14 protein-coding genes are annotated in these 14,628 nt (G+C 44.8%); 5 read left to right on the forward strand and 9 right to left on the reverse strand.

The window, feature by feature from the left end:
* Positions 1-31: 31 nt before the first annotated feature.
* Together CHRO_RS06955 and CHRO_RS06960 are read right to left on the reverse strand one after the other, a co-directional pair.
* Positions 32-574 carry a YqeG family HAD IIIA-type phosphatase gene (locus CHRO_RS06955; protein WP_015153484.1) on the reverse strand — a complete coding sequence of 181 codons (543 nt, stop codon included), beginning with the start codon at positions 572-574 and terminating at the stop codon, positions 32-34.
* A gap of 165 nt (positions 575-739) precedes the next feature.
* Complete coding sequence (locus tag CHRO_RS06960) at positions 740-1,378, reverse strand: phosphoribosylanthranilate isomerase (RefSeq protein ID WP_015153485.1); 639 nt, start codon at positions 1,376-1,378, stop codon at positions 740-742.
* Positions 1,379-1,502: 124 nt separating this feature from the next.
* Between CHRO_RS06960 and psaK the strand changes: the two genes are divergently transcribed.
* The 3 genes from psaK to CHRO_RS06975 all read left to right on the forward strand — a co-directional run bounded on the left by psaK (position 1,503) and on the right by CHRO_RS06975 (position 3,805).
* Positions 1,503-1,781, forward strand: a complete 279-nt coding sequence (gene psaK, locus CHRO_RS06965; RefSeq protein WP_015153486.1) for a photosystem I reaction center subunit PsaK — start codon at positions 1,503-1,505, stop codon at positions 1,779-1,781.
* Between the two features lie 172 nt (positions 1,782-1,953).
* On the forward strand, positions 1,954-2,286 hold the full coding sequence (locus tag CHRO_RS06970; protein WP_015153487.1) for a photosystem I reaction center subunit X-like protein: 333 nt from the start codon (positions 1,954-1,956) through the stop codon (positions 2,284-2,286).
* 322 nt (positions 2,287-2,608) lie between these two features.
* Positions 2,609-3,805, forward strand: a complete 1,197-nt coding sequence (locus CHRO_RS06975; RefSeq protein ID WP_015153489.1) for a site-2 protease family protein — start codon at positions 2,609-2,611, stop codon at positions 3,803-3,805.
* 73 nt (positions 3,806-3,878) lie between these two features.
* Here the strand turns inward: CHRO_RS06975 and CHRO_RS06980 are convergent, their stop codons facing one another.
* Positions 3,879-4,583, reverse strand: a complete 705-nt coding sequence (locus tag CHRO_RS06980) for a Type 1 glutamine amidotransferase-like domain-containing protein (RefSeq protein WP_015153490.1) — start codon at positions 4,581-4,583, stop codon at positions 3,879-3,881.
* 73 nt (positions 4,584-4,656) lie between these two features.
* Positions 4,657-5,415: an IspD/TarI family cytidylyltransferase gene (locus CHRO_RS06985; RefSeq protein WP_015153491.1), complete on the reverse strand. Its 759-nt coding sequence runs from the start codon at positions 5,413-5,415 to the stop codon at positions 4,657-4,659.
* A gap of 228 nt (positions 5,416-5,643) precedes the next feature.
* Between CHRO_RS06985 and CHRO_RS06990 the strand changes: the two genes are divergently transcribed.
* Positions 5,644-6,606 carry a glycosyltransferase family 9 protein gene (locus CHRO_RS06990; protein ID WP_015153492.1) on the forward strand — a complete coding sequence of 321 codons (963 nt, stop codon included), beginning with the start codon at positions 5,644-5,646 and terminating at the stop codon, positions 6,604-6,606.
* A 196-nt stretch (positions 6,607-6,802) separates the two neighbouring features.
* Here CHRO_RS06990 and CHRO_RS06995 read toward each other — a convergent pair whose 3' ends face one another.
* Positions 6,803-7,279, reverse strand: a complete 477-nt coding sequence (locus CHRO_RS06995; protein WP_015153493.1) for a CRR6 family NdhI maturation factor — start codon at positions 7,277-7,279, stop codon at positions 6,803-6,805.
* Between the two features lie 395 nt (positions 7,280-7,674).
* On the opposite strand from CHRO_RS06995, the gene CHRO_RS07000 reads away from it, so the two are divergent.
* Positions 7,675-8,253: a fasciclin domain-containing protein gene (locus CHRO_RS07000; protein WP_015153494.1), complete on the forward strand. Its 579-nt coding sequence runs from the start codon at positions 7,675-7,677 to the stop codon at positions 8,251-8,253.
* Between the two features lie 97 nt (positions 8,254-8,350).
* On the opposite strand, the gene CHRO_RS07005 is transcribed toward CHRO_RS07000, so the two are convergent.
* From CHRO_RS07005 to CHRO_RS33205, 4 genes are all read right to left on the reverse strand, one after another.
* The gene (locus tag CHRO_RS07005; protein WP_015153495.1) at positions 8,351-10,372 is read right to left on the reverse strand and encodes a CHAT domain-containing protein; all 2,022 of its coding nucleotides are present in this window, start codon (positions 10,370-10,372) and stop codon (positions 8,351-8,353) included.
* Positions 10,373-10,423: 51 nt separating this feature from the next.
* The gene (locus CHRO_RS33200) at positions 10,424-11,140 is read right to left on the reverse strand and encodes a tetratricopeptide repeat protein (RefSeq protein WP_219336093.1); all 717 of its coding nucleotides are present in this window, start codon (positions 11,138-11,140) and stop codon (positions 10,424-10,426) included.
* A 446-nt stretch (positions 11,141-11,586) separates the two neighbouring features.
* Complete coding sequence (locus CHRO_RS07015; protein ID WP_219336094.1) at positions 11,587-14,460, reverse strand: two-partner secretion domain-containing protein; 2,874 nt, start codon at positions 14,458-14,460, stop codon at positions 11,587-11,589.
* Positions 14,399-14,626: a hypothetical protein gene (locus CHRO_RS33205; protein WP_051033181.1), complete on the reverse strand. Its 228-nt coding sequence runs from the start codon at positions 14,624-14,626 to the stop codon at positions 14,399-14,401. The genes CHRO_RS07015 and CHRO_RS33205 overlap by 62 nt, the downstream gene beginning before the upstream one ends.
* Positions 14,627-14,628 lie beyond the last annotated feature (2 nt).

The raw sequence follows: 14,628 nt of genomic DNA on the forward strand, positions 1-14,628 counted from the left end.
ATAATTTCTTAATGTTTGTTTTTCCAAAGATTTACTGATTTTTGTTAATTTTTGTGTGCTTGGGGATCAGGGAGGCTCCGAGAGCTTGAGAAACTAAGACTTCTAAGCCACGAATGGGGTAAGCACGGACGGCTTCACCAGGATCGACATACGGTTCGACCAAAATTGTGAACATACCTAAGCGATTGCCAGCGATCACATCAGTAAAGAGGCGATCGCCTACCATTGCTACCTGTTCTGCTGGTAAGTTCATTGCCTCTACCGCTAGCCTCAGCTTTCGTCGAGAGGGTTTGACAGCGCCGAGAATGTAAGGTAGATCCAAAGACCTAGCAATACCACCAATGCGAGTATCGCTGAGGTTATTACTAACTAACCATAGCTTGACAAATTGTCTTGTTTGTGAAACCCACGCTTGCAGAGCGGCTGACGCTGTTGTGGCTTTAATTGGTACTAAGGTTTCATCCACATCTAACACCAAGCCTTTGAGTTGGTATTGCTGAATCATTTCTGGGGTCAAATTCAGCACAGATCCTTCTAGGATTAAATCGGGTTGTAGTAGTTCGTTCCAAGACATGAAGATAAGCTAGGGGTAGGAAAGGGTTAGGGGTGAAAGACGTTAATTGTCAGTAGCTAATTGTCAACTGGAGAACCGAACTATCAACCATCAACTATTAACACTCCCATCATTTTCTCATCAGCTATTAACTAATAACAGCTGAGAGCGAAATCTAAACGATCGTCAATTAGCGATCGCTAAGCGCAATTGCTCGAATAGTCGAGCAACCTTATCTAAATCTTTATCTCCTGGAGAACGTTCTACGCCACTGGATAAGTCAATGCCATGAGGACGAAGTTGAGTTAAAGCAGCCAGAATATTATCTGGAGTGAGTCCGGCGGCGAGAAACCAAGGACAACTCGGTTGAAATTGTTGTAAAGCATTCCAATCTAGCGTTTTTCCCGTACCACCTAACTGCTGAGGATCGTATGCATCGAGTAGGAGAGCATCTACATACGTGGTGTAATTAGCTGCTTGCTCCAGTGCTTCTGTATTTTTGATTCTCAATGCTTTGACAATCTCTACATCGGGCAGCAAGGATCTTAACTGATGGCAAAAAGCGGGTGTTTCGTCTCCGTGTAACTGTACCCCTGTCAATTTCGTGGCTGCGACAATTTGGCTAATGTCTTTTATGGTGGTGTTGGCAAAAACACCGATCCGGTCTACCGTAGCTGGTAGCTGCGCGATCGCGGCTCGAATTTGGGTGGGATTGACATAGCGAGGCGTGTTGGGAACGCAGATAAACCCTAAAGCAGTTGCGCCAAGAGAGGCGATCGCTTTTCCCTGTTCTGGTTTCGTAATGCCGCAAATTTTGATTCGCATACAAGCCAAGTTTGTGTAGAAAATTAAAGCTAATGTTAACTATTAAAACAAATACTATCTCCTGGCAAAGCAATTTTGATAATCCTGAAATTGCGCTCCATAGTTCGATGTAGGAGAAAAAACCTTGATTAATACAATTTTACTAGCTGCCACACAACCAACTGTTCCCAACACTATCAGCTGGAGTCCGCAAGTAGCACTGATTATCAGTGCTAGCTCCTTATTAATACTGCTAATCGCTAGCCGCAGTATCAAATATCCTCAAGTCGGCGCTAAGTTACCCGTAAACTTACCAGTATTGGGCAGTCCCAGCGTTGGTACATTTGTTGCATCAATGGCATTTGGTCACGTCGTCGGAGCCGGAATCGTCCTCGGACTATCCAACCTCGGTTGGTTGAGCTAGATTTTTGCGGGAGCAGTTATCAGTGACCAGTGACCAGTGACCAGCAACCAGTAAATTCTAACTTCTGACTCCTGACTTTTGGCTCCTGACTCCTACTGACAACTGATAACTGATAACTGATAACTGACATTAACTCCTAAGACAGATAAAATTTCTTGGCAAAGTCACTTTGATGGAGTGTAGCCAAGCCCTATCGATCTTAGGAGTTAAAGCTTTGTTGGAATCACTCTTGCTTGCAGCAGCCGAAGTTCAACCAACTGTTCCCGATACAGTCAAGTGGAGTTGGACTGGATCGGCAGTCATTGTTGCTACTTGTTTAGTTTTTCTGTTGATTATTCCCCGCACGATTCGCTATCCTCACGTTGGCACTAAGTTTCCTTTAGGACCATTTGCCGGAATTTTCAATAATCCCAGTATTGGTTCTTTCCTTGCTGCCATGAGTGCAGGGCATGTCATCGGCATTCCATTAGTGCTGAGTTTAAATATCTTGGGCATTATCAAGTAGATCGATGAATACGGTTATCCGTAACTAAAAGCAATACACCGAGCATAGGTAGGCAAATTGCCCGCGCAAAGACGCAGATGCACTAAGAATTATTTGCGTCTTTGCTTTTGTATATATAACTTTGAGTATTTCTACAATTGCAGTTGTACGGTTAGCGCGAATTCAATTAAACCTAGTGCGATCGCCAAATCTTTTATCCTAGAAAATATAGGGGCTAGTAAGATTTGTAATTTTTGAGATCGCATCGCAATCCGGCAATCGAATCTTATTTAAGCCATAACCTATAGTTCAGATGGATAGAAATTTGGTTTAGGAAAATCCCATGCAAACAGGTTGGCGAATTGGAGCTTTATGGGGCATTCCACTATTTTTAGACCCCTTGTGGTTTGTTATTTTAACTTTTGTTGCCCTCAATTTTGGGTTGAGTTATTCACCTTGGGGAAATATCTTAGCTGGAAGTGCGGGTTTAACGATCGCACTGCTGTTATTTGGTTCGGTCTTGCTGCACGAACTCGGTCATAGCTTAGTGGCGCGATCGCAAGGAATTAAGGTTAATTCTATTACTTTATTCCTTTTTGGTGGAATTGCTTCGATTGAAGAAGAATCGAAAACCCCAGGCGAAGCATTACAAGTGGCGATCGCCGGACCTTTAGTGAGTATTGGTTTGTTTGGTATTCTTGCTCTGATCGGCTTGGTTTTGCCTGCGTCGAGTTTGGCTAATGTCATGGTGACAGACTTAGCCAGAGTGAATTTAATTTTGGCGCTGTTTAATTTAATTCCTGGCTTACCTTTAGATGGAGGACAGGTATTAAAAGCAGCAGTGTGGAAGGTAACGGGGAATCGTTTTCAAGCGGTGCGTTGGGCGGCAAGAACTGGACAATTTTTGGGTTGGTCGGCGATCGCGACTGGTGCGGCAATAGAATTCTTTACGGGTGAATTAGTCAGCGGTCTGTGGTTGGTGCTGCTGGGATGGTTTGGTATTCGCCATGCTAGTGCATACGAGCGCATCACGAAATTACAAGAAGCCTTGCTGCAACTGCACGCTACCGATGCTATGTCCCGCGATTTTCGCGTCGTAGATGCCGATATGAGCTTGCGGGCTTTTGCCGACCTTTATCTGCTCGAAACATCCGCCCCACAAACTTATTTTGCCGCATCCGATGGGCGGTATCGTGGAATGGTATCGATTGACGATTTGCGCCTTGTCGAACGCAGTCAGTGGGAAACGCAAACTTTACACAGCATCGCTCATCCCCTCACTGAAATCCCCCACGTTGAGGAATCGACATCTTTAGTTGAAGTCATCAACCAGATGGAAAGCCAGCAACTACCCCGTCTAACCGTACTTTCTCCAGCTGGAGCTATAGCGGGAACGATAGATCGAGGCGATATTATCAAAGCGATCGCACCTAAACTTAACCTACGGATTTCCGAAGTAGAAATCAAGCGGATCAAGGAAGAAGGTAGCTATCCATCGGGGTTGCAATTGGGGTTGGTAGCAAAGTCTACTAAAGTGTAGCGATCGCGTATTCTAAGAGAGGTGAATATGGCAGCAACCGCTACTGATGACAGAATGGGCAAAGTTACAACTATCATTTATCCTTGCCTAAATAGATTGGTTCTAAAACTGTTTCCGTAACTGTTCCATCTAATTTTGCTAATTGATACGCCTTTGCGAAAGGACGGGAACTAACAATCTTTTCTAGTTTGCTACCAACAAAGTGGAAGCCAACACCATCATCAGCAGCATATCCAGGGTTAATTAATCCTTGAGATAATAACCGATGGTAAGCTGGTCTTCTTTCCGGTTCGCCGTCATAATGAGGACAGTTGCTACCTTTGAGCAAGCCAAGACATTGTAAAACAGTCAATTGCCCGGGGATAGAATCAGTTATTCCCTGTTCAAACCAACAAATAGAACCAGCACTTAAACCAGCAAGAATAACGCCATTTTCCCAAGCTGCTTGAAGAATTTTATCTAGTCCCCACTCTCTCCAAAGGGCAATTAAGCTTTTCGTATTTCCGCCACCTACATAAATGATGTCTTGGTCGAGAATAAAAGATTTGAGATCGGCTGTAGGTGGTAGGAATAAAGATAGATGAGAAGGCTGACAGGTCAAGTTAATATAAGTTGAATAGAATCGAACAATATATTTATCAGAATCGCCGCTAGCAGTTGGAAGAAAACAAACTTTTGGTTTTTCCTTTTTTGCGAGTTCCAGAATGTATTTATCCAGCAGAAGATTTCCTGGTTCCATAGAAAATCCGCCGCCACCCATAGCAAAGATTTGTCTCATTTTTCATTTGTCAATTAATCATCCATTACTAGTGTAGAGACGTTACATGTAATGCCTCTACACTAGTAAACAATTATCTATTACCAATTTCTAATCTTTGCTGTAATATAAACTCTGCGATCGCCAAATCCATTGGTGTCGTCAATTTTAAATTTGTCTCTTCGCCCTCAACAATGTGTACGGGTAAGCCACACTTTTCAAACAAAGCTGCATCGTCTGTAACTTCCCAACCTTGCTCCAGACCTTTTGCGTGACACTGCTTCAATAATTGCACGTCAAAAGCTTGTGGAGTTTGCGCCGCCCAAAGCTGGCTGCGGTCTGGTGTATCTTGAATGAATCCAGCATCATCGACGACTTTAATCGTGTCTTTGACTGGGATTGCGGCAATTAAGCCTTGGATTGGGGAGTCGGGAGTCGAGAGTCGGGAGTCAGAAAATTTTGAATTCGGAATTCGGAATTCGGAATTCCGAATTCCTACCGCGCAGCGATCGAATAATTCTGGTGTAGCGAGACATCTTGCACCATCGTGGATGAGGACTTGTTTAGCGTCTGCTGGCAAAGCCTGTAAGCCATTGTAAACAGACTCTTGGCGGGTGGTTCCCCCTTGAATGAATTCCACAGGTTTATTCAGGGATAAACCCCCCAGGATCTCCTTCAAATCTACCCAATCGGCGGGTTGAGAGATAATGCCGATCCAACTAATTTCATGAGATGCTTCGGCTGCGCGTAGCGTCCAAGCGATTAGAGGTTGCGATCGCAGCGTCAACAGCAGCTTATTGCGATCGCTGCCCATTCTTCGTCCCATTCCGGCGGCTGGAATTAATAAATACACAGTTTCTTAAGAAAGTGGTGAGTGGTGCGTGGTGAAGCGGGCGGAAGCGGAGGTTTCCTCCGCAATGAAGCCGCGTCGTGATGCGTGAAAAGAGCTTGCTATTTCCTGTTGCCTGTTTCCTGTCCCTTGTTCCCTATTTCCTGTGAACTGAAAAAATGTACGCTTTTATCGTTTCGCATAAGTATATGTTCCCCTAAAATAGGAGCGAGTAAGCGTAGAACAGTAAATATGCGAATAGTAGCCCTAGTCCCTGGCGGGATTGGCGACCAAATTCTATTCTTTCCCACCCTGGACGATCTGAAGCGAAATTATCCCGACGCTGAAATCGATGTGGTGGCAGAGCCTGGCTCTTTGGGAGCGTACCGAATCTGTAAGTCCGTGTCCAACGTGCTAAAGTTCGACTTTAAAGACCGTAACAGTTTGACCGAATGGGTCGATCTAATCGGTAATATCCGCGATCGCGAATACGATATCGCGATTTGTGCCGGAAAGCGCCCTTTTGTAGGCATGGCGCTCTGGCTGAGTGGCGTTGCAGTGCGAGTCAGCTACCAGGGGGGAGGAAATCTGTTTCTGACGAACTCCGTCCCCCTCAAAACCGAGCAGTATGTCGCGGCAATGTATCACGATCTGCTCAAAGGATTGGGGATTTCTACCCCCTGTCCCGATTTAACGATTAACGTCCCCAAATCAGACCTAGAATGGGCAGACAAAGAGCAGCAACGACTGGGAATCAAAGATAGCGGTTACATATTAATTCACGGCGGCTCTAGCCAACTTGCGGCTGCGAAAACCAGCATCCAAACCTACCCCGTCCAAAGTTGGCGACAAGTGATTCAAAATTTGCAACAGCGTCAGCCGGATCTACCAATTGCGATCCTAGTGCAAACAGCAGAGGACGAGCAGTTGGTGCGATCGCTACAGGAAGCATTTCCCGATCTGAAGGTGACAAATCCCCCAGATATTGGGAAAACAGCAGCGATCGTTGCTGCTGCCAATTTATTGCTATGTACTGACAGCGCGCCCATGCATCTAGCAGTAGCAGTGCAAACCTATACGATTGCGTTGTTTGGAGCTACAGATCCCAAGAAGTTAATCCCACCGAGCGATCGCTGTATCGCCATCAAATCTCCTACAGGCAAACTCTCAGACATCGCACCGCAAACTGTTTTAGAACGAGTTTGGGGCGGCTGATTTAGGCAGGGAGCAGGGAGACAAGGGGGACAAGAGAGACAAGGGAGACAAGTGGCAAGTCGCAATTCAAAATTTCCTGACTCCTGTACGGGCGGGTTCATTTATACTCTCTGTTTAGCACGGAGTTTTTTGGTAAACCTGCCCCTACAACGTCTGACTCCTTACAAATAACCAATGACAAATGACGAATGACTATTCATAACATTCCAAACAAGTCATCGTCTAAGTCGTAGCCTAGCATTTGACCCATAGATTTCAACCGTGCCGTGCTGGGGATCCCCATTTGTTGTAGCCAGTCATGCAGAACAAATACTTTTTGCATGAGGAAAATTTCTAGGGCTTCGGGATTGAATTGAATTCCTTCTTGGCGATGGAACTGATGGGGAACCAGCATAGCAGTGTAGCGGGACAGTTCGCCTGCTTTCCAATCTAAGAGAAAAGGTAGCCAGGGATAGCGACTGTCAAGGCGAATAAACCACATCCGTACTTCGGGAATTTCAGACAGTTCCCGTGGATCGTCTGAGGGACGAGGATAATCGATCTCGAAGCGAAGTTGCTGCTCGTAAGTGGCGATCGCCGATTTTTCTTGCGATATATTTTCGATCGTCTTGGCAGCTGGCAATACATCTAAGCTGTTGAAGTTGTCAGCCTTGAGAGAAATAGTGATAGTCATGGCGAAGTCAAAAGTCAAAAATCAGGAGTCGTAGGGGCAGGTTGATTTGTGCTGACTGTAGCTAGACGAGTATGTTATTGGTCAAACCCGCCCGTACAGAAGTCAGAAACCGGATAAAACGCTGCAAAGAATCTAGAGAGGCTTTACAACGTTTGCGCATGACATTCGCGCTGTTGATAATTTGTGCCTTGTGCCAGCAGTTTACGACCTTCATTCTCTCAAAATAGCGATCGCCTGCCGTAACAATTTTGGTAAATGCTAGATATACCTACAAAATCGTTGATTTATGCAGGAAGTTTTGCGAATCCAACTGCTAGCAACTGTATAGGTAGATGGTGGTGCGATCGCTCGGATAATCTATTTTTTAGGACAAATCCTGACTACAAGACTAATCTATGAATATTCAAAAGTCTAATTTCTCGATGAGAATTTGGTGGAAATTAGCTGGTTTGGCGGGAGTTGCTGGAGTTTTTGCCCTAGTTGCTGCTCCTGTGGCTGCCAGATTTTATCCTCGTTACGCGCTATTTCAACCTTCTGCTTATAGTAGCTATCCCTATCGCAGTTTTAAGAGCAGTATTGCCGATACTCTCTCCAAAGAAGCTAAATTTGCCAATCTCGTTGATGAGCTAAAAGAAGCTGGTTTACTGGATACTTTAAAGCAATCGGGACCATTCACGATTTTTGCGCCTACTGATGATGCTTTTAATGCCTTGCCTAAAGACATCTTTCAGCGCTACAGCCAGCCAGAAAACCGGAAGAAAGTACTGCAATATCACGTCGTCTCAGGTCATGTTACCCCCGATCGCGTCGATAGCGGTGCGATCGCCACAGTTGAAGGCAATGCTGTCAAAATTGCGATCGCTCCTGATGGGACGGTGAAGCTCAACGATGCTAATGGCAAGCACCCCTCGATTGTCACTCAAAATGGCGTGATTATTGAGGTCGATCGGGTCCTGCTACCACCTGATTTTTAGGTAATACACTTGTAGGGGCGCAATTCGGAGGGGACGCAATTCGTAGGGGACGCAATTCGTAGGGGCGCACAGCTGTGCGCCCCTACGTGTATTTTATCTACTGCCAATTACCGACTAAAACAAACGGACTCCAAAAGTGAGGATGGCTGTACCGCTTGTCTTGCAGCAGCGATAGTTGCGCCTGACGCATTGCTTCGGCGCGACTACCGATTTTTGTCTTCCTGGTTTGTTCGATCTGGCGATAAAATTCGCCCATAAACTTAGCAGTGCTTTCATCCTGTACCGCCCACAGCGTTGCTAGCGTACTCCTTGCCCCTGCTCTTACTGCAACTCCTGCGAGTCCTAAAGTAGCCCTTTTGTCTCCGCTGGCTGTCTCGCAGGCGCTTAGCACTAACAATTCAATTGGCTCGCGTCCTATTGGATTATCTTGCAGTAAATTACCTAGCTGTTTGACGTTAATTCGGTGATCCCAGGCAAGGATAAAAGTATCGTCAGCTACAGAACTAAACTGGGCGTGAGTCGCCAGGTGGACTATGGGAAACCGAAAATCGCTAATTGCCTGCTTAATTTGGTTACTGGTAAATTGTTCGTTGAGAAATTCCTGGGCTGCTAACCCTAGTTTTTGAATCTGGGCAAGTTCTACTTGCACGTTGTTCAGTGGTTCAAAACCTTGGTGAGGAGCAAAGTTAGGACGAATTTTGCTAATTCCTGCTGCTAAAGCTTTCGGCTCGACATCTGCAATCGGTTTGGGATCGAGTAGTTGTAAGCCTGGAGTTAAGCCCAAGGCATATTTTTCAATGAGATATTTATTGCTGCGGCGATCGCGCAAAATAGCCATTGGGATGTTTCGCAAATCTCCGTCGAGGACGAAAACTAAGGTTTTAACCTGAGATTTGGCTAACTCTGTTTCTAGGGGTTGAATCAGCCAATCGTACAGTTGTTGGTATTGGGGTAAAAATTCCTGTACGACGCTCTGAGGCTCGATCAGCGATTGCTGTACGCTTTCTATGGTGTTGGCTAGCTGTGCGGGCGGAATTTTTTGCGTATGCAGGCTGGGATCTCGATTGGGTAAGCTCAGCAGTACTTCTAGCCGATCTGGGAAAATAATCGGATAAATTACTGCTGCTTTGGGATCGATGCGATCGATCTGTTGGGGATTTGCTTCGACACAGGCTTCGCGGAAAAAATTGTTAAGTTCTGCTAGTTGTAGAGATTCGATCGCATTTCGTGCTTGGGTAAGATATTTCGCGCCATCCTTTGGCTTGCCCGTTTTTTCCAAGCTAGAGGCATATTCTAAATCGAGTTCTACCAACTGGCGATAGACTGGTTCAACACTTTCGCGAAACGAAAACTGGACTTCTGGATTAATGGCGACGAGATCGCTACGTATTGATTGCAAGGCATCGTAGGCTTTAGTATAAGCCGCGATCGCCTCTGGAATATTGCCATTTGCTCTCTGGATGCGTCCTAATTGCCAAAACATTTGGTAGGCAATATCTGGGGTTTCAAAATTGGTGGCGATACTGAGGGCTTGTCGAGTATACTGCTCGGCTAGTGATAAATTCTGTTTTCCTGCCAGTTCGTGCAATTCACCTCGATACCCCAAAGCGTAGGCTTGAGCGCGTTTATCTCCTAAAGTTGTAGCTTGTGCGGTTGCTTGGATTAAAAGTTGCTCGATTTGCTCAAATGTTGGTAGTTGTATTTTTGCATTTCCTGACTTTTGGATGGGCAGGTTTAGCTGGATTATTGGTTTGTTTCCAGACATATCTGATAAACCCGCCCCTACAAAGGCTAACTTAATTAAACTTTGGGCAAAATTCAGCTGTTGATAAACACCTGTATGACTGGGGGTTAAAATAGTTAGTTGGGGAAAGAGCGATCGCCATAATTGAGCAGCGCGATCGAAGTCCTGAAGTTTTAACAATAAAGTCAATTGATTTAGCTGTGCTTGCTGACGCAGGGTTGACGAGGAAGTTAGCCTGATGACTTCATCGTAAGCAGTTAATGCTTTTTCTTGGTTGCTCTCGCGTTTGCGGCGAACTCTTTCTGTTTCTGATAAAGTTTGTGCTGTATTACCAATGCTGAGATGAGTTGCAGCTACTTCTGCGGAAGAATTCAATTTTTGCGCTAGTTCTAAACTCGTTTCTAAAAATATTAGCGATCGCTCTGGCTAGGCGATCGAGCGAAGTAATTCGCCTAAACTTCGCAATCCGACTATTTGAGTTAGAGTCGGTGTTTTTGTCGCTACGGCTTGTAGTTTATTTGTTAATTCTTCTGAAGATATCAAACTTATGTCTTGACAATCATCAGCTTTTATATTCACATTTACTACTTCTAATAAAGTCTTGCAAGCACGGGAATAAAGTCCTAAATCTTGCATCGCTTGAGCTTGGTTAATTTTGCTTTGAGCTGCTAGACTTGATTCAATTTGCTCGTAAATTTTCGTTGCAGCTTGCCAAGTTGACAAAGCATCTGTTGCTTGCCCCATCTCCCTTTGCAAATTCCCGTGAATGTCTAAAGTTTGAGCCAGAATTTTTTGTTCTTCTTGACTTTGAGATTGATTTTTTAAGAGAGCTAAACTGTTAGCGATTGCCTTTTTTGCTAGTTCCCAGTGTCCTAATTTTTGGTGAGCTAAAGATAGATTGCTCAGCGCCATTGCCTGATTTAGACTATCTTTTTGAGCGGCAAATGCACTGATAGCTTGCTTCCATGCCTCTACTGCTTCTTGATATCTTCCACTCTGAAATAAGTTGGCTGCATTATTAGTAAGTTGCGTAGTAGTTTGTTGAGCTTGGATAACAGAATTCGATAAATTTGAAGCAATAACAGGTGTAACTGTTGCCGACAAAAAAAATAGTAAAACTACCAGAAATAACTTCAATCTCATAGCCCCCTTTTTTAAGGGGGGTTGGGGGGATCTGCGAGGACTGGCAAGTTTTCCCCACAATCGGGGCGAATCAAATTCGCTTTTACACAAACTCTTTCCGCCTGCGCGGACTAAGAAAAAAACTAGACGCAATGTGCAACTTTCACTTTTTCCTCCCTTTTTAAGGGAGGCTAGGGGGGATCTCTTCATGAGTAGCGTAGTTCTGCGATCCCCCAATCCCCTTAAAAAGGGGAGCCACTTGCATGGGCGGGTTTCCCGACTTGAGCAAAGTGGCGTGGCTAAGAAAAAAATCGTACATCGCATAAATAGAATTTTAAATAACCCGCGCAGGTGGGTTTTGCCCGCATAGCTACAATTTCCGATCGCCCAGCTCTTTTTCTTGTCCATATTTAATTTGAAAAATTCCCAAATTTTGACTTTTGACTTTTAACTTTTGACTTTTTAAATTAACGTGCCGCACAAGTAGCAGGATTTTGCCTAGAACGCTCAACACCTTTATTCGTTGGATCGTAAGCCGTGAGAATCACCTCACCCTTGTTGTTGAACACCCATCCTTGAGCAGGTACGATTTCTTGAGTATGAGAATTTACGGATGGTAAGTTAATATTTGTTGTCGCAGTATTAGCTTTACTAGGAACAGGTGAAACTATACCAACTCGCACGTTATCGCTGCTGAGGGTTTGGTTGGGACTAGGTGGCAATCCTCCCCGTCCTATCACGGTAAATTCACTTCCTACACTGCGCTGGCAGGGGTTCTGAGCAATTTGTGTCGAAGGATCGACTACATTTTCCGGCAATTCAATCAACCCGCGACTAGGATCTACATCTGGAGTATTGAGATCGACAGTACCGCTGAAATCCGTTCCTAGTGTGGAAGAAGCAGTAATATCGCTCTCTGGAGTTGGTTGTTCTCGAAACCTAATGCCAAAAATACCATCAGCAGCAATACTTACTCTGCCACCAAAGCTTTCTTCAGCATTAGCAGTGATGTTACTATCTTCTCTGGGCAAAGCAACGAGATTTCCAGTATTAATCGTGATATTTCCTCCAGTAACATCACCTTGGGCATTGGTCGTGATGTTACTTTGGCGGCGTAAGATTAGATCGCGCGATTCCAGCTCGATATTACCTTGACCACCTTGAGTATCAGCAGCAATTAATGCTTGGTTATCCAATCGGATATCTTTAGCAATAGTTAATTTTATGTTGCCTGCTTGATAGTTCTCTACATTGCTATTGGTATTGAGTTGACCACCATTTATCAAAGATAGAGAATCAGCAGTGAGTCTGATACTTCCTGCATTTCCTCGTCCACGGGTACTAGCATTGATTTGCCCGCCATCAGTCACTGTGAGCAAGCCAGCGATAAATTCAATGCTGCCACCGTTGCCCTGCGCTCCGTTTTCTACAGTACTGAAAATGCCGCTACCGATACCACTGTTGCTGATTCCAGCAATCGTCACAGTATCTCGAATATCGAGCTTGACATTTCCTGCGTTGCCGTTACCACCAGGCTGTGTGCGAGAGGCATCACGAATGAAGGTGTTGAGCGAACCGCCATTTGTCAACGAGAGTGACCTAGCGGCAATGTTAATATCCCCGCCTTTGCCTACACCTCCTGCTTCTACAGTACTGAAGGCAGCACTGGGAAAATTACCTGTTCTATCCGTACCATCGAAGGAAACGGTGTCGCGAGCAGTAATCTTAATGTTTCCTGCATTTCCCTGTCCAAAGGTGCTAGCACTTATCGATCCGCCACCAATCGCCGTAAGTGACCCAGTAAAAATCGTGATGTCTCCACCATTACCCTGTCCTCCAACTTCTACATTGCTTCTAACAAAACTGTGGTCGAGAGAGACTAGATTACCAGCAGAAATCGTCACATTTCCTGCATTTCCTCGTCCAAATGTATTGGTTATTACACTAGCGCCATCACTCACGAAGAGGTTACGAGCATTGAGAGTAATATCACCACCCTGACCAGTTCCTACAAACTCAACTCCTTGTATGTTGCCTCTGCCTACAGAAGTACTGGCGAAACTTCCTTGCCCATCAAAAGAGACATCGGCATTAGCAGCTTCAATACTGATATTACCTGAATCTCCTGATGTATAAGTAATAGCCTGCAAATTTGAGTTACTACTTACGGAAATGGAATCAGTTGCTTTGATTTGAATATTTCCGGCATTCCCTTGTCCTAGAGTGGAAGTAGTGATTAAAGCAGAGTTAGATAACGAAAGAGAGCGCGTATCGATAATAATGTCATTGGCACTGCCTCTAGCAGATTGTCCTACAGCACTAGCAATTCCCCTACCAAGTCCTGCTAAACCTTCTAGAGAAACGCGATCGCTGGCTGTAATAACCACCTTACCAGCATTTCCTTGTCCAAACGTAGAGGAGCCAATCGCAAAATTGCCTCTTCCTTCAAGGATTTCTGTGGTGATGATGACATTGCCTGCATTTCCGATTGCTGTATCTCCTACTAGTTGCCCACCTACCGAGTTGAGAATCGTACTAGGTGAAGGTGAATTGGCTTCTCCAGCAATTCTTACTCTATTGGTTGCATTAATTGTAATATCCCCTGCTTGAGCGCTAATTGCCCCTTGATTTGGCAGGATTCCAGCGAATAAGCCACTTCCTGAAAATATATCTAGGTTGCGGGCATTAACTGCGATACTACCTTCCCCAACACCATTGACACTGACAAAAGCATTATTAGTCAGCGATACATCTCCTCGCGCTACACTATTGGGAAAACTCAAGCTACCGTCATTATTTATTCCAACCGTTCCTGTTGCTGAGAGTCCCCCTAACTCAATTCGTCCTCCTGGTGCTGCTAGAAATCCGCTATCAAGGGTAACGTCACCGCCTATCAGTGCTAGAGTTCTTCCTGGGACTACCTGAAGTCCAACTAGATTAGTATTAACATCCCGCGTTACGTTAATACTCCCAGGATTATCTCGAAATCGTAGCCCAGTGGGAATATTTACAGTCAACAACGGTGGCGCAGCCCGATCGCTAGCACTAAATTCAAAATTATTGTCAAATACTAAACTATCTGCCGTACTCGCAAAAAACGATCCCCTTAAATCCAAACTGGCATTGCGTCCGAAGAAAATTCCATTGGGATTAATCAAAAATAAATTGGCATTACCTAATACTCCCAACCTACCCAAAATATTTGAGGGATTTGCCCCTGTAACGCGACTGAAAATGTTGGCAATACCATCAGGATTAGCAAAATAAGCTCCTCTTCCCTCATCTATGATTAAACTCGCGAAAACTGTGAAAAAGATTGGAGCCGCGAGTCGCACCACCATTAATCAAATCGACTCCATCAACGATATCAGGCACTACTTGAGAGTTTTCCGTTCCTAAAGTATTATCCGGTTCGATCTGTGCTTTGACCCTAGCCAGCGGAACTAGACTAACCAAACTCGCAATAAAAAATGAATACAAAAAGAGCGATCGCCACACTAATTTCATAA

The sequence above is a fragment of the Chroococcidiopsis thermalis PCC 7203 genome, assembly GCF_000317125.1.
Taxonomy (GTDB): Bacteria; Cyanobacteriota; Cyanobacteriia; order Cyanobacteriales; family Chroococcidiopsidaceae; genus Chroococcidiopsis; species Chroococcidiopsis thermalis.

What these genes read in the sequence shown, in the direction of transcription:
- CHRO_RS06975 (WP_015153489.1), top strand. Translation starts at nt 2,609, where the DNA reads ATGCAAACAGGTTGGCGAATTGGAGCTTTATGGGGCATTCCACTATTT.
- CHRO_RS06980 (WP_015153490.1), bottom strand. Translation starts at nt 4,583, where the DNA reads ATGAGACAAATCTTTGCTATGGGTGGCGGCGGATTTTCTATGGAACCA.
- CHRO_RS06955 (WP_015153484.1), bottom strand. Translation starts at nt 574, where the DNA reads ATGTCTTGGAACGAACTACTACAACCCGATTTAATCCTAGAAGGATCT.
- CHRO_RS06995 (WP_015153493.1), bottom strand. Translation starts at nt 7,279, where the DNA reads ATGACTATCACTATTTCTCTCAAGGCTGACAACTTCAACAGCTTAGAT.
- CHRO_RS33205 (WP_051033181.1), bottom strand. Translation starts at nt 14,626, where the DNA reads ATGAAATTAGTGTGGCGATCGCTCTTTTTGTATTCATTTTTTATTGCG.
- CHRO_RS06970 (WP_015153487.1), top strand. Translation starts at nt 1,954, where the DNA reads ATGGAGTGTAGCCAAGCCCTATCGATCTTAGGAGTTAAAGCTTTGTTG.
- CHRO_RS07000 (WP_015153494.1), top strand. Translation starts at nt 7,675, where the DNA reads ATGAATATTCAAAAGTCTAATTTCTCGATGAGAATTTGGTGGAAATTA.
- CHRO_RS06990 (WP_015153492.1), top strand. Translation starts at nt 5,644, where the DNA reads ATGCGAATAGTAGCCCTAGTCCCTGGCGGGATTGGCGACCAAATTCTA.
- CHRO_RS33200 (WP_219336093.1), bottom strand. Translation starts at nt 11,140, where the DNA reads ATGAGATTGAAGTTATTTCTGGTAGTTTTACTATTTTTTTTGTCGGCA.
- CHRO_RS07015 (WP_219336094.1), bottom strand. Translation starts at nt 14,460, where the DNA reads ATGGTGGTGCGACTCGCGGCTCCAATCTTTTTCACAGTTTTCGCGAGT.
- CHRO_RS06960 (WP_015153485.1), bottom strand. Translation starts at nt 1,378, where the DNA reads ATGCGAATCAAAATTTGCGGCATTACGAAACCAGAACAGGGAAAAGCG.